The following is a 15328-nucleotide window of genomic DNA, read 5'->3' on the forward strand; positions in this document are numbered from 1 at the left end:
CTGCCATAGCTATGCGAAGGCTAAGAGCTTCAGCGTAAGTATTAGGCAAGCATTTTTATTTGTGCATTCGTGGGAAAAATTGTGAATCCGTTGGTGTGAACTGTTCCAATGAATAAAATGAGAGGCTGCCTAACTTTTTAGACAGCCTCTTAAACGGTTTATCTGCTTTTTCATTTCAACGCGATTTTCTTCTCAATGCGTTTTTTCATTTCCTCCAGGTCTGACATGAAAGAACCTGTCTGCGCCAAAAGCATCGCCTCTTTGATTGCCTTCTGTGCTTTCTTGAATTTCAGTTGTTTTTCCAAAAGCAAGGCTTCATAATAGAATAACAAACCTCTGTCAATTCCTTTTCGTAAGCGTGCAAAGGTCAACAGCTTGTTCATTTCATCAAAATCTTCCTGAATCAACAGGCAATCCAAAAAGTAAGCATACGTTTCGAGGTAATTGACATTTGCTGCAAGCGCTTCTCTGAAATAACTGTTTGCGAGTGCATAATCTTTGAATATTTCCAAATTTACTCTTCCCATCAGGCAAAGTGCAATCGGATTGTTCTCTTCATATGCCATCGCATAATTCAATGATTCCAGGGCTTCTTCCAGGTTGTATGGATAATAATCCAATGCTTTAACCAGGTAACTATTTGTTGTCATAATTTTAGTTCTTTATGCAATTCGTTTTTCAATTGACTGCGTTGTTTCTTGAATGATTTCACTTCCTTGCTGGGTTTGAAATCCATTCCTGTAAAGGTTCTCACCGGATTTCCCCGTTCCAGTTCATGGTGTTGCGACCACGTTTGATTCACCACTTCTACCATTTTTTCACTTTGGACTTTTTCCAGCTTTTCACGGATGCGTTCTCGTGCAATTTTCTTGTTTTGCATTTGTGAACGGCTTTCCTGAACAAACACGGTTGTTCCCGTTGGTGTATGAGTAGCTCGAACTGCCGAACTTACTTTGTTCACGTGCTGTCCGCCTGCTCCACTGCTTCGAACGGATTGATAAACAATCTCGTTTTCATTCCAGGAAAGCGCTTCTGCCCGATTGACTTCAAAGATGCCGACAAACCAGTTTTTTCTCCCATGATTGGGACGATACGGACTCTTTTGAATCCATTGAATCGTCCCTAACCATGTTTGAATTGCTTCTTGAACTCCGTCTCCCACAACCTGGATTGTAGCAGATAAAATGGTTCCACTTTCTTGCCCTGTAATTCGATCGATTGTTTCAGCTTGTAAGCCTTTATTTCTCAAATCGGCAAGCAAAGCACCCAAAATTTTCCCAGCTGCCAATTGGCATTCCAATGGTCCTTTGGCTGTGGTGATATGTATTAATTTTGTTTCCATTTGTCTCCTATTTATCCATTCTTACAATTCGGGGAGAAAATGTCCCGATCGTTTCCACCAATTCCTGCTGATTTCCCATGACGTGATGGATGTTTTTGTATGCCATCGGACATTCATCCACAGCTCCACCAATCAAGCTTACATCTGCAGCACTCAGAGTCTTCATCATCTCACTTTTAGTGAACCTACTCTTGCATTCGGAACGTGAGAACACGCGTCCTGCGCCGTGTGAAGCGGAATTTAAACTGGAAGTATTTCCCAATCCCCGGACAATGAAACCCGGTGCTGTCATGCTTCCCGGAATCATTCCCAATTCGCCTTTCCCAGCCGGTGTTGCCCCTTTTCGATGCACAATACACTCTTTGCCATTCACGAATTCCTTCCATGCAAAATTGTGGTGGTTCTCTATCGTCATCAACATGCGGAGCCCCAACTTTTTGGTCAATCGTGCGTGAATATCATCGTGACAAGCTTTGGCATATTCACCTGCCAGGTTCATCGCATTCCAATACTCCTGACCATCGTGCGTATCCAGATTCAACCAGGCCAAGTGCTGTACTTGTCTTGGTAATGGACATTGCTTGATCGCCAACTGCGTGTATTGTTTTGCAATATTTGCACCCAATCCTCGTGATCCGCTGTGACTCAGCAAAGCGAAGTACGAACCCGGAGGAATTCCTGCATCGGTAGCAGTGATCGTCACTGTTCCAAACTCCACAAAGTGATTTCCTCCGCCGGAAGTTCCCAGTTGCTGGTAAGCCTTTCCTTGCAATTTTCTCAGGAATGGAATCTCACGAAACAGCTTACTTTCCATAATCGGATGATCGTGTTTGACCTTGTGTGTTTCGTACATTCCAAACTTGGTATGTTCCGAAAGCAAATTCTCCAATTGGTGTGTTTTTCCGTTGAAAAAAGACGCCGGAGCATCAAAAATACTCAGCGACATTCTACAACCGATGTCGACACCGACACCGTAAGGAATCACCGCATTGTCTGTGGCTAAAACTCCTCCGATGGGTAAGCCGTAACCGTAGTGTGCATCCGGCATCAATGCTCCCTGAACGGAAATTGGCAATTTCAATGCCTGGTAAAACTGATGTTTTGTCTTGTCATCAATTTCATTTTCTCCGTAGATTAAAAACGGTGAACGTTCGATCTTCAATTCGTTGAATTTCACTTCAACAGGTGCAACCAATCCTTCTGCTACCTTGCCCCAAACACCGTCTCCGATGTATTCATCCGGAGCGTAAAGTAATTCGGACAATTCACTTAAAACGCGGTCTTTACTTTCTCTTTTTTTATATCTGCTGATCAGCCCCAAGGCGATATTTACAGAGTTATCATTGGGAAAACCTATCTTCAATAGGTCTTTCCCCTTAATCTTATTTCCCATGATATTTGTTCTATGGATTGTCTTTAAACTCCCACAGATGCACAGATATTTATGGCGTCCGCCGTGGCGGATTCGCCATTTTATTTGAACTACAAGCGAGTCCGGTAGGCGAGCCTAAATTTGTGCATTTGTGGTAAAGTCATCACCGACTAATCGATGAGTTCCAATCCAAGTTTTGATTTGGCCATTTATGACCTTGATAAGAAAAGAGATTTCGGCATTTCGACTACGCTCAATGACCGAAATTTGACTTCGATCGGAACGTTTGAAAACAAAAAAAATCCGAAACCTCTAAGAGCTTCGGATTTTCATATGATAGATGATTTTATAATCGCTATTGAAAAACCCAAAGCCCGAGCACACTAGTCCCTAGACCAGTTGGAGCTCCTAATGTTGATTGTAATTTGAACATTGCTTCGGTTTTAAAATTGTTACTACTTGTTTTCGTCGACATCCCTTGAGCGACGATGCAACGCCTAAGCAAAAGCTTCAGCGCCGACACAAAGATAACGCATAAAAAATGACATGGTTGTGTGTCGATTGAAAAAAAAAAATTGAGGGCGATCTCTTATTACGTAGTAATAAGGAAAAATCAAGAAACCAATTTTTTCGTGCGCTTTGCACTCTTCGGGGTTCATTTTGACCACAAGGTAAACGAAGACCATGAGGTGAATTTATTGCCAACTTGTTATTTCAATTCAATTTTCACCTGATAAATCTTACTCAAACCATTCTCGTTTTCGTTCACGTATTCCTGAAATTCTTTCACGTTTTTGAATGCTTTTGATTGAAGCAAATTTCGTTTACTGGTGAAGTACAAAGTCTGTGTTTTTTCATCGTAGAACGGACAATATTCCATGTGCTTACTGTTGATGATTGCACCCAAATTTTCGGCTTTCTGCCATGCTCCATTTTGGTCTTTTTTAGCCATGTACAAATCACCGCTTCCGAAACCTCCATCCGCATTGTATTTGGTGTAAATCAAAAAACGTTCATCATTGGAAATGAAAGCGTTAAATTCGAATCCTGAACTATTGATGTGGTCATTCAAAATCACCGGAGAAGCATATTTTTTACCATCCCAGACACAGAAATAAATGTCGTCTTTTCCTTTACCGGTTGGAACATCCATAGTGAAATACAAATTGTTGTTTTTGCTCAAAGTTGGATAGAATTCGTTGTTCTCGGAATTGACTGTTTTACCTAAGTTTATCGGCTCCGACCACCCGACCATATTCGTTTCCCGTTCCACATACCAGATATCGAAATTCTTTGCCGAATTCTTCGAATCTTTTCGGGGTCTGTCAGAAACGAAATAAAGCCGTAAACCATCGTCGGAAAGGAAAGCCTCCATATAGCTGTTTTCATCGCAAAAAGATAAGAGTTCGGGTTCCGACCAAGCATTGTTTGTTTTCCGGATAGTTGCCAGATGTGAAATGGCTCCGTCGGGGCTTTGGATTGTGAAATAGGCTTCCGCTCCATCTTTGGAAATGCAAAAATCACGCACATTCAAAAATTGATTGAGGCTTTTATCGAATAACGAAACTTGGAGAGAATCCTGAGAGAAAGAGAAATTGGTCAGGAACAGAATACAAAGTAGTTTGAATCGCAGCATGGTGATGAATTATTGAACACGAATGTAGTCAATTCCCAAACAGAAAAAGTTGTCAAAAAGAGCAAAACTTCTCCCACGGACGGGCACGGAAGAGCACAGAAGTTTTTATTATTGTGGGGGTGGATAATACTATTACATCCGTGCTCGTCTGTGTTCCTGCGCCAACGCTGTAGCTAAGGCGTAAGCGTTCTGTGGGAGAAAAAATCTGCGCTATCTGCGTAATTAGCGGGAAACAAAAAAAGCCCTGACATTTATCGTCAAGGCTTTCAAATATAATCTGTGTTGACTTACGCCAATACTTCTTTCACTTTATCTGCTGCTTCTTGCAACAATACAGCTGAATGCACATTCAATCCTGAATCATCAATGATTTTCTTCGCTTCAACAGCATTTGTTCCTTGCAAACGTACAATGATCGGAACAGGAATGTTTCCAATGCTTTTGTAAGCATCAACAACTCCTTGAGCAACACGGTCACAACGAACAATACCACCGAAGATATTGATCAGGATCGCTTTTACGTTCGGATCTTTCAAAATGATGTGGAATGCTTTCTCAACACGCTCAGCATCTGCAGTTCCACCAACATCCAAGAAGTTTGCCGGGTTACCACCTGAGTATTTGATAATATCCATAGTCGCCATTGCAAGACCAGCTCCGTTTACCATACAAGCAACGTTTCCGTCCAATTTCACGAAGTTCAATCCTGCTGCATCAGCTTCCACATCCAATGGATCTTCTTCCATTGTGTCTCTCATAGCAACATAATCCGGGTGACGGAATAAACCGTTTCCATCCAATGTCACTTTCGCATCCACTGCAATAATTTTATTGTCTGAAGTTTTCAATACCGGATTGATCTCGAACATCGCAGCGTCACAACCTTCGTAAGCACTGTACAAGTTCACAACGAATTTCGTCATTTGCTTGAAAGCTTCACCTGATAAACCTAAGTTGAAAGCGATTTTACGCGCCTGGAATCCTTGAATCCCAACACGTGGATCGATTTCTTCTTTGAAGATCAAATGTGGTGTATCGTGAGCAACTGTTTCAATATCCATTCCTCCTTCTGTAGAATACATGATCGTGTTGCGACCTCTTTCGCGATCCAACAAAACAGACATGTAAAACTCCTCTACTTCAGCTTCACCCGGGTAATAAACGTCTTCAGCAAGCAATACTTTGCTAACCAATTTCCCTACACCGTTTGTTTGAGCTGTTTCAAGATGACCACCAAGGATTCCTTTTACTTTTTCTTCAACCTGATCAATTCCTTTTGCAAGAACTACACCATGAGAACCAGTTTCTTCAACGACACCTTTTCCGCGTCCTCCAGCATGGATCTGTGCTTTAACCACATACCAACCTGTTCCGGTTTCTTCTGTCAATTTTTTAGCTGCAGCAACTGCATCTTCTACTTTTTCTACAACAACTCCGCGTTGGATTGCCACGCCGTATTTTTGTAAAATTGTTTTTCCTTGATATTCGTGTAAGTTCATGACAACTTTTTAAATTTTTTGGTGCGCTAAAGGTAAACATTAAATTGGTTCGAGATTATTGGAATTCCATAAAAATTCAATGGATTTGTAAAATTTAAATATGTCGTTTTATACTCAAACCACTAGAGGAAAAGATTAAAAATTATATTTACCAAACTAAACTGAACTATTCATTATGAAACTGGAAAAAATTTTAGATCAATTGAACTCGCTGGAGAAAGGTGCCTTTATCAAAATAATAGACACCATTGTCAGTTCAAAACCAAAAAACTACAAGGAAATTGAAAAAATTCTATCCAATTCGGATCGCATAATCAAAAACGTCGACAATAGTAATATTGCACAGATCTTTCATCTAATCGAAGATGATTTCATTACCTTAATTAAATCTGAATTCCGGAAAACTTCATCTCAGCTAGATATCATTATTGACTTAATAATTCAGGATGGTAATTCTATTCTAAATCAGGAATGGTTTTCCAGACTTTATGAAAATGAAATCAAAATTTTAAAGAACAAAATTAAACAGTTCCAATCAGACATAGATGACGAGAAAAGCGAAATTTCGGCTGAAAGGAAGCGTGATTACAGAATTTACAAATCGTGTTTAAAAACGGCTTATCAGAATGATTCCAACAATAATCAAGAGCAAAAAATAACGAATGATGAGCTATCAATTCTAATTACTATTTCAAAAGAACTGGAACTTTCGCAAGATGAAGTGAAACTGATTAATTATTCAGTTATCGAACCTAAAAAAATTGATACAATCCAAATAATAGAACAATTAAGAAGTTGCGGTCTTTTATTTGTTTCTAAAAAATCAAATACATTGTACATTTCAGATGAAATGGTTCGTGTGCTCCGAAAGGTTCGAAAAAAAGATGTTGCAGATAAGTTTCTTCGACGGGTACTAAAATTATTTAAGGATCCACAAATCAATTTGATCTGCAAAAAGCACAATATTGATCGCAAACTATCAATTGCTGAAAAGATTGAAACGATCATAAAAAATGGAATCTCATTAAGAGATATTCTTTCAGAATCAGTTCATAAGGATGGAACTTCAATACTTGATAAAAGACGATTCATTAATGAGTTTTGCGATAAGCAGTTAAACATTAATCCTGCTCTAAAAGGTTCAACAGTTGATGAAAAGATTGACAACTTACTATATTATTTCGAACAAATAGAAAAAGACGAAAAAGTTGGAATTTCTCACGATGGATATGCTCGACTTCTAAAGGATCTAAAAGAATCAAATCTTGGAATTGAGAAGGCTTTAAAAGCAACCTTAAACCAAAGTTCAGAAATAGATTTGCTTCAAACTGATTATTTATTGGATCGGAATTTTAAACCTGCCGACATTTTGGAATTGATTTCTGAAGAACAATTAATCGCTTTTTGCACAAATCAAAACATCAAGACTAGAGGTGAAAAAATAGCCAATATTCTTGATGCATATACTGACTCTGAAAATATTTTCATTGAGAATTATGAAAACATTGGATTTAGACGATTCAATGAGCTCAAAGAAGCCGGTCTTTTCTTAAAAGAAGCAGACCTAGGTCTAAAATTTGAAGAAGTAACCAAATCCATATTTGCTCAACTTGGTTTGTCAATTGATGACGACTTAAAAAAGAAAATAAATACTTCAAAAGACATGATGGATATTCTCATCAATGTTGGCAATAATGATATCATAATTGTCGAATGTAAAACACAAAAGGAATCTGGTTACAATAAATTCTCAAGTGTTTCACGACAAATAAAATCTTACAAAAATTTAGCAGAATCATTAGGTCATCGGGTAGTAAAAACATTACTCGTTGCTCCTGAATTCTCAGATCAGTTCATTTCAGAATGTGATTCTGATTTATCCACCAGTGAAATTCACTTGTCATTGATTACTTCCAATACATTACTGAAAATATTGGATGGATTTAAGCAACAAACGAAGCATAGTGTGTTTCCTCATGTACTTTTAAGAGATGTATTAATTGATGAAAACCGAATCATTAAAGCTATTTCAAAATAATTCAAACAATAATTCCGTTTTTTGTTATTTATAAAACAATTATCTTACATTTGCCTTATGAATATCCAAATGCACATCTGCACTTATTATTATCAGTTTCTAAATTCAGGAACCGAATAAGTCGTTGTGTAAACTTTATAGCTGAAAAGCCCGGTTCTTATGAATCGGGCTTTTTTTATTTAATTTTTTTTGAAATGAAACAGGAATTTGAAAAGTACACCAAGGAAGACGGTGCAGTTTGGTCGCTGTTATTCAAGCGACAAGTAAAGAACTTGAAACAGTTGGCTTGTTCCGATTATCTGGAATCATTGGATTACATGAAGGAAGTATTGAATCCAACTGAAATCCCGAATTTCGAACAAATCAACAAATGGTTCAAAAAGAGCACCGGCTGGGAAATCTATTGTGTTCCGGGATTGATCGATGTAGCTGATTTTTTCGATCTGTTGGCAGAAAAGAAATTCCCTTCATCCACTTGGTTGCGTTCAAAAGACAAGTTGGATTACCTGGAAGAACCGGATATGTTTCACGATATTTTCGGACATGTTCCCCTGCTTTCCAATCCCGTTTACTCCAACTTCGTTCATGAATTCGGTAAATTGGGGAAAAAGCATAAAGGAAATCATCAGCTTGTTACGGAACTACAGCGTATTTACTGGTTCACCATCGAATTCGGACTTATTTTCGAAAAGGGGAAACCACGAATTTTCGGAGCCGGAATTATTTCCTCTTTTCACGAATCCATTTCCTGCCTTTCAAGCAAAGAGGTCACTCACCTTCCGTTCGGATTGGATTCCATCATACAAACAGACTTTTGCACCAGCGAATTGCAACAAACCTATTTTGTGATCGATCACCTGGAACAATTGGAAACAGCAGTTACATCACTCTCAAACAAACTTCAACATGAATTGGAATATTCTGGCAAATCAATTTAGAACGGTCGTGCAATTCGACAACCAAACAGAACTGGCCAAATTTGTGCTTCTGGTTGCGCAATTGGCGGATCAACTAGATCACCATCCGGATATGGAAATCAAACACTGTAACGAGTTGAGTATTTCCGTTTACTCCCATGACCGACAAAAAATCACCCAGCGTGATCACAAACTGGTTGACAGAATCAGCGAGTTATACAAAGACTGGAAAACAAAAAAAGCGGATGAATAATCCGCTTTTTTCTATAGTTATCAGTAAGGGCGAAAAATTTTCCACCCTTACTAGTATCAATTAATGTGCATGCATTCTCCAATTGGAAGTGATTTCCCTTGAAGCTGCATTCTTGTTTGTTTTCTCTGTCAAATCATTCCAAACCTGTCCGATTCCGGCTTCCAGGGCATGTCGTTCATCCTTAAACATATCCCACATCACAGTCGGATCCTGAAAATAATGTTTGACAAAATTCGTATCGAAATCTCCTGAACGGAATGCCGGATGCATCATCACGAACTTCCCGAAATCCAAGGTTGTTTTCAATCCGGAGATTTGGTAATTGTTGATTGCGATGATCATTTTTTCAATTGCCTCTTCTCTATTTTCACCCCAAACTACCAGCTTGGCAATCATCGGATCGTAATAGATCGGAACTTCCATCCCTTCCTCAAACGCATCGTCTACGCGCGCCATATCTTTTCGGGGTCTGCGGTAACGGTTCAAGGTCCCGATATCCGGAATAAATCCATTTAACGTATCTTCTGCATAAACACGCACTTCAATCGAATGTCCGTGAATATGTAATTCATCTTGTAATTTGGGTAAACGCTCACCTCTTGCAACGCGTACCTGCCATTCAACCAAGTCAGTTCCGGTAATTTCTTCGGTAACCGGATGCTCTACCTGCAAGCGGGTATTCATTTCCAGGAAGTAAAAATTCAATTCAGCATCCAACAAGAACTCAACGGTTCCCGCACCTTCATAATTACACGCTTTACAAACTGCTACTGCAGCTTCCCCCATTTTCTTCCGCAATTCAGGAGAAAGGATTGCTGAAGGAGCTTCTTCGATCACTTTTTGGTGACGACGTTGGATGGAACACTCGCGCTCGAACAAATACACTGTATTGCCCAATTGGTCTGCAAAAACCTGGATTTCGATATGACGCGGTTTTGTCACGAATTTCTCAATGAATACAGCATCGTCCCCAAAGGAAGAACGCGCTTCACTCTGAGCCATTTTCATTTGCTCTTCAAACTCTTCCACATTTTCTACCAAACGCATTCCTTTTCCTCCACCTCCGGCAGATGCTTTGATCAAAATCGGAAATCCAACTTCAGCAGCTACTTTTTTAGCTTCTTCTACATCTGTGATCGCTTCATCAACTCCGGGAACCAAAGGAACATTGTATCCTTTCACCGCTTGTTTCGCAGAAAGTTTATCCCCCATCAATTCCATCGCTTCAGGAGAAGGTCCGATGAATTTGATTCCTGCTTCCTTCACCTTACGTGCAAAGCCCGCATTTTCGGATAGGAAACCATAACCCGGATGAATTCCTTCCACTCCCAGTTCCTTACAATATTTTAAGATCAGATCTTGTTGCAAATAAGACTCCGACGAAGGAGATTTCCCAACATAAACAGCTTCATCAGCCTCATGAACATGCGGAGCGTTTGCATCTGCATCCGAATAGATCGCTACAGTAGCAATATTCATTTTCTTTAATGAACGAATGACTCTTCGTGCAATCTCTCCTCTATTTGCAATTAAAACTTTTTTCATAACCAATTTCAATGACGGTAAAAATAATGAATGTGCAATGAATGACACTAAAGATCCGGATACTTTCCTAACAAATTCGAAGAAATTAAGGATTCGGTTTCTCTCCCTCTTCAGCGGAAGGTGTCGTTTCTTCCTTTTTCTCATTATGAATAACAGGAGGTTGACCCGGAATATAATCCACCGGAACCCGGTTTTTTCGTTTGGAATTGTTCACCTTATTTTTCTTTCTGAATAAGTTGGCAAAGAATTCAATAATCCGTGATTCCGATAAGTTGTTGAATGATTCCTCGTAGTGTAAACCGACCCCTTGCGTGAATTCCCCTTTATCCTTATTACTCAGGATTCCTTTATCATTGGATTCATTGAACAGGGAAATCCGGAAAGTTCCATCCGCGTTGATCAGATAATCCAGGTTAAAGCTTCCTATCAATGAATTCTGTGCTGTTCCGGTCGAAGTGTTATTGGAAACCCCCAATGAGGTAGTCAAGACGATATTTTGCCTCGCACCATAGGCCCGCCGCATCCCGAATTGGAAATTCTTATCTCCGGTAGCAGCATTGTCATTGTACCCCACATTCATTTTCACATCTTTCGATAACTGATCCAAAGCCGTGTTGATTTGCTGTGTGACAATTTCCGCCACAGCACCGTAACTTCCTCCGGCATTTCCGCCGGAACCTTGAAATTTATTCAATAACAGCAAGGAGACAAATTGTTTCTGGACCTCATCCTTATCTGAGCGAATCCTACTCAATATGGCTTTTCCGGATTCACTCACATTCGGAACTTCAATATCCAACATAATGGAAGGATTGGAAAGTGTTTGTCCGATGTTCAATACGCAATGTACCTCCGACTTCGTAACGGACGAACCACCAATCTGATCTTTATTCAATTCATCCAGACTGGCATTCACTTTATAATACGCTTTGATATCCAGGTTTGCATCGTAAGGACTTCCGGTCCAGGTGATATTACTTCCCTGGTCTATCTCAAAGGTCTTTTTAATCGGGTTCAAAACAAAATCATATTGCCCGCTGTTGATAATGTATTGACCTGTCATTTTGATCTGATTCAAATTGTCTATTGACAAGTGCAAATCGCCATGTCCCTGCGCACGAATCTCTTCGTTAGTCTGTTCATTCAAAATCAATCGGATCTTGGCATCAGGTGTTGCCGTGATATCCAGTTTCAAATCAACCCCTGTCAAATCTATTTTCTTTTCTACGGTAGCTGTATCCTGATTGAAATCAATGAAATCAAATTCCTTCACTTCTTTGGCGCCGTACATTGGCAAATCCACTTCGGTACCTTTCTGGGTCTTCGCTTCAACGTTGATTTCCGTATTTCCTTTCTCGATCAGAATACTTGCGGTTCCGGTTGCATAAGCCTTCCCATAATAAATCGTTCCTTCCCGATATCCGGTATTCAGAACCATGAATTTTTCCGGAGACTTCAAACGCGTACCACTTATAGGATCCCTAAATCCACTGACAGATTCATCAAATACCACATCAAAACTCATAGAAAAATCCTTGAAGTTGTCGTGGAATATCGTTGCAATGGCATAAGCGGTATGACCTTCATCATCCTGCACAGGGAAATTCCCGTAAATACCATCATTCTTCCCGTCAAACTTTAGCGGTCCACTCAAATTGTAATGGGTTCCTAAAATCCCGACTTTCAAGCCTCCCTTTTTCAATTGGAGATTTCCTGTAATTTCAGGTTCTTCGATACTTCCGGTAGCATGAATCACACCTTTTAAATTTCCTGCGATATCGGAAATGACATCCGGATCAACAAAAGCATTCGCAAAAGACATGTTCATATCCTTGAATTCCAAGTCAAAGTTGATATTGTCATCCTTCTTCAAAGGCAAAACATACCCGTTGAAATCAAAGGTTTGTAAGTCGTGGTATTTCAAATCTCCATTCAGGATGATTTTCTTTTCCAAATCAACCCAAATACCATTCAAATGGACATCCCCGATTTCCTGTCCTTCTAAAAACAAATCCTTCAAAACAAAATCCCCATCCACTTTAATGTCGGTAAACGGTGTTGCCAGACGAGCAGTACCGTCAAGGTTTCCTTCCATTTTTATTCCCACACCTAGCAGCGATGAAAATTCCGCGATTTGCAGTTCATGTGCTTTTATAGTCAGATAATCTTCTGCTTTTTCTGATAAGATTCCATTGACGGCCAGGAACTGATTTTCTCTTTCCAACATCAAGTGGTCTATTTCCAACTGGTTTTTCTTGTAAACCAATTCGGCCGTGTTCATGATATCCCATTTGTTGTTTTTAACCGAGAAATAGGACGGTTTCACTTGAATTCCGAATTCACCTTCTTCGCGAACATCCAGAATAAAATCAAAATCAGAGGTATTTGCCACATCCTTGTTCCAGATCAGATCTGTTTTATAGATGTTTTTTGTTCCATCCATTGTAAGTTGAATGTTTTCCACATCCAACGAATCCCTTAACTGCGTCTTATCCGCATTCAAGGTCAATGTTCCTTCACCCTGAGTGAACTCCTGATGAAGAACCACATTTGTCAAATAGGCATCACTCTTCTCACTGATGAGTTTTTCATAACTGATCTTTGAGGATTGGATATCCAGCATCTGATGGTGTATCCTGGAATCCAAATCCAATTTGACAACCGTTCCGTAAGCTATTTCCAATTTCGGAACGAAAATATCCAAAAATGACTGTGAATTCTTGATCGTTGCATTCAATTCAAAATTATCTTTAGATTCCACTCCTTTCGGATACTTTTGAGGAGAGAAATAAGATGGGAATGCATCAGAAAGACCATTATTGATAGCAATCGGGAACGTATTGAAATTAATTTTTCCATTCAGGTCCGCATCCACGATATCACTTCTCAATTCAAAGCGGTCACTTCCCGGATTTCGTTCAATATAAAGACTCAATTCGGGCAAGGTCATGACTTTGCCCTTTTCGACAAATACGATATTATCCGCATAGATCATTCCTTCATAGGTTTCCAGCGAGTTCCCTTTCAAATCGAGATCCAAATTCCCAACAAACGATGATTCGGGATCCTTATCAAAATTTAAAATTCCCAGGTTCGCCTTTTCAATTCCAACCTTGAAGTCAAAATGTTGAATTTTCGAAACATCGATCGATCCGTCAAATGTCAACTCCAGATTGGGATCCTGGATATCCAGATTTGCATCCAGGATGTTATTGATAAACGAACCGTTGGTTACCGAAATATTCGAGTAGGTATAGTCGTTAAATTTGAATTTTAAAATTTCACCCTCCAATGTTTCCAGGCGGATCATATCTTTCTGACCAACGATTCCACTCAGGTATACTTGTCCGGAAACATTCCCAAAAGTGGGATTATCAAGGAATTTGGCCAAATTAAAACTATCGATGACCACATCGTAATTCTCATCCAAAGTTCGATTGAACGAATACCCACCTTCCTTGAGTTTATTGAATACGATCTCATGATCCAGTTGTACAGAACCCAGAACGGATTGCAGTTTATCACTCTTCAATGCAAATTTATCGATGGAACCTCTAACAGAAGTGTTTTTAATCTCCGCATATTGGAGCCTATCCACCATTTCATCAAAGTCCACTCTTCTCTTTCCTGAATCTTTAGGAAGTCTGATCCTTTCCACATCCGAAAAATCAATCAGCGCATAATCAATCTGTTCGTTAAAATTTGAGGCTGAAAGGTTCCGGAAATCCGGAAGGGAATAATCTCCGCGCACAACGCTTCGGGTTCCAAAACGCAAATCCAGATTATCAATCCTTAAATCCTTCACTTTTTTGGTCACCGTTGCACTTAGGGAAACCATGTCATTCATTCCTTCCAAAGCCGTCCCAAACATAGAAATATCCCAAAGACTCACCCGGGATGAATCCACTACCGCATCAAATGCAACACTATCCACAAAATCATTGAATCCCTGTAAGGAACTCATCAACATATTCAGTTTGGAGGCATAAATCTGCGAACGGGAGGTGGTGATTTCAACATTACTCAATAAAACTCCCTTATGCGGGTCAATGACTGCATTAGCAAAAAGCCTGTTTAACCAGAACCCTGATTTTTCTTGAGTTTGTAAGTGTTTCAATTGAAATGCAACAATCCCTTTATCCTCTTTGAAATCAACAATATGGAGAATCACATCATTGAATCTCAAATGATCGTAATCCATTCCATAGGTATTCCTGCTCTTCCGGTTATCGTCATACGAAATGGTAACCCATTCGATATCCACATTGTCAACGGTCACTTTGGGAGGATCCGATTTGGGTTTTTGGGACTTTTTCCCGGAGAAGTAATCCGCAATAAATTCGTAATTGTAATCTCCATTGATGGAGTCACGTTCGATTCCTACTCTTCCCTTCAGAAGTCCTACACTTTTCAGGTGGATGTATTCCCCCCCCAAATCAAAACTCTTTACACGAACCATGATCTGATCCAGGGAAGCCAAAGTATCACCATGCAAGTCACGGACAAAAACGTCTTTCAGATAAACCTTGTCAAAGAAAACAATGTCAATCTTCCCGATACGCAATTCGGTATTCAATTCTTTGGATAAAAAATTAGTTGCGAGCGACCCTAAATAGGTTTGAAATTGGCTGGTGCGTATGGCAAACGCAAAAAGAATGAGTACCAAAAGCACCCATTCAAAAGAAATCCCTACTATTCTACCTAGTATTTTGAGTACTTTTACCAT

General features: G+C 39.6%; 10 protein-coding genes. 3 read left to right on the plus strand and 7 right to left on the minus strand.

The window, feature by feature from the left end:
• Window positions 1-170 precede the first annotated feature (170 nt).
• The 5 genes from AAG807_RS07395 to sucC all read right to left on the minus strand — a co-directional run bounded on the left by AAG807_RS07395 (window position 171) and on the right by sucC (window position 5849).
• On the minus strand, window positions 171-650 hold the full coding sequence (locus AAG807_RS07395; RefSeq protein ID WP_341902005.1) for a hypothetical protein: 480 nt from the start codon (window positions 648-650) through the stop codon (window positions 171-173).
• Window positions 647-1342, minus strand: a complete 696-nt coding sequence (gene prfH / locus AAG807_RS07400) for a peptide chain release factor H (protein ID WP_341902007.1) — start codon at window positions 1340-1342, stop codon at window positions 647-649. Before prfH ends, AAG807_RS07395 begins: the two co-directional genes overlap by 4 nt.
• Before the next feature lie 7 nt (window positions 1343-1349).
• Entirely contained in the window at window positions 1350-2735 is a 1386-nt protein-coding gene (locus AAG807_RS07405; RefSeq protein WP_341902008.1) for an RtcB family protein, read from the minus strand.
• A 688-nt stretch (window positions 2736-3423) separates the two neighbouring features.
• The gene (locus AAG807_RS07410) at window positions 3424-4350 is read right to left on the minus strand and encodes a hypothetical protein (protein ID WP_341902010.1); all 927 of its coding nucleotides are present in this window, start codon (window positions 4348-4350) and stop codon (window positions 3424-3426) included.
• Between the two features lie 287 nt (window positions 4351-4637).
• Entirely contained in the window at window positions 4638-5849 is a 1212-nt protein-coding gene (sucC, locus tag AAG807_RS07415) for an ADP-forming succinate--CoA ligase subunit beta (protein ID WP_341902012.1), read from the minus strand.
• 175 nt (window positions 5850-6024) lie between these two features.
• On the opposite strand from sucC, the gene AAG807_RS07420 reads away from it, so the two are divergent.
• From AAG807_RS07420 to AAG807_RS07430, 3 genes are all read left to right on the plus strand, one after another.
• Window positions 6025-7887, plus strand: a complete 1863-nt coding sequence (locus AAG807_RS07420) for a hypothetical protein (RefSeq protein ID WP_341902013.1) — start codon at window positions 6025-6027, stop codon at window positions 7885-7887.
• A 194-nt stretch (window positions 7888-8081) separates the two neighbouring features.
• Window positions 8082-8825: a phenylalanine 4-monooxygenase gene (gene phhA / locus AAG807_RS07425; protein ID WP_341902014.1), complete on the plus strand. Its 744-nt coding sequence runs from the start codon at window positions 8082-8084 to the stop codon at window positions 8823-8825.
• A complete protein-coding gene (locus tag AAG807_RS07430) occupies window positions 8794-9057 on the plus strand; it encodes a 4a-hydroxytetrahydrobiopterin dehydratase (protein ID WP_341902015.1) in 264 nt (87 codons plus the stop codon). Before phhA ends, AAG807_RS07430 begins: the two co-directional genes overlap by 32 nt.
• A gap of 60 nt (window positions 9058-9117) precedes the next feature.
• On the opposite strand, the gene AAG807_RS07435 is transcribed toward AAG807_RS07430, so the two are convergent.
• Both AAG807_RS07435 and AAG807_RS07440 read right to left on the minus strand, forming a co-directional pair.
• Window positions 9118-10602: an acetyl-CoA carboxylase biotin carboxylase subunit gene (locus tag AAG807_RS07435; protein ID WP_341902016.1), complete on the minus strand. Its 1485-nt coding sequence runs from the start codon at window positions 10600-10602 to the stop codon at window positions 9118-9120.
• Between the two features lie 85 nt (window positions 10603-10687).
• Window positions 10688-15328, minus strand: coding sequence for a translocation/assembly module TamB domain-containing protein (locus AAG807_RS07440; protein WP_341902017.1), 4641 nt, complete (start codon window positions 15326-15328; stop codon window positions 10688-10690).

It is taken from the genome of Fluviicola taffensis DSM 16823 (genome assembly GCF_943372375.1).
Classification (GTDB): domain Bacteria; phylum Bacteroidota; class Bacteroidia; order Flavobacteriales_D; family Crocinitomicaceae; genus Fluviicola; species Fluviicola taffensis_A.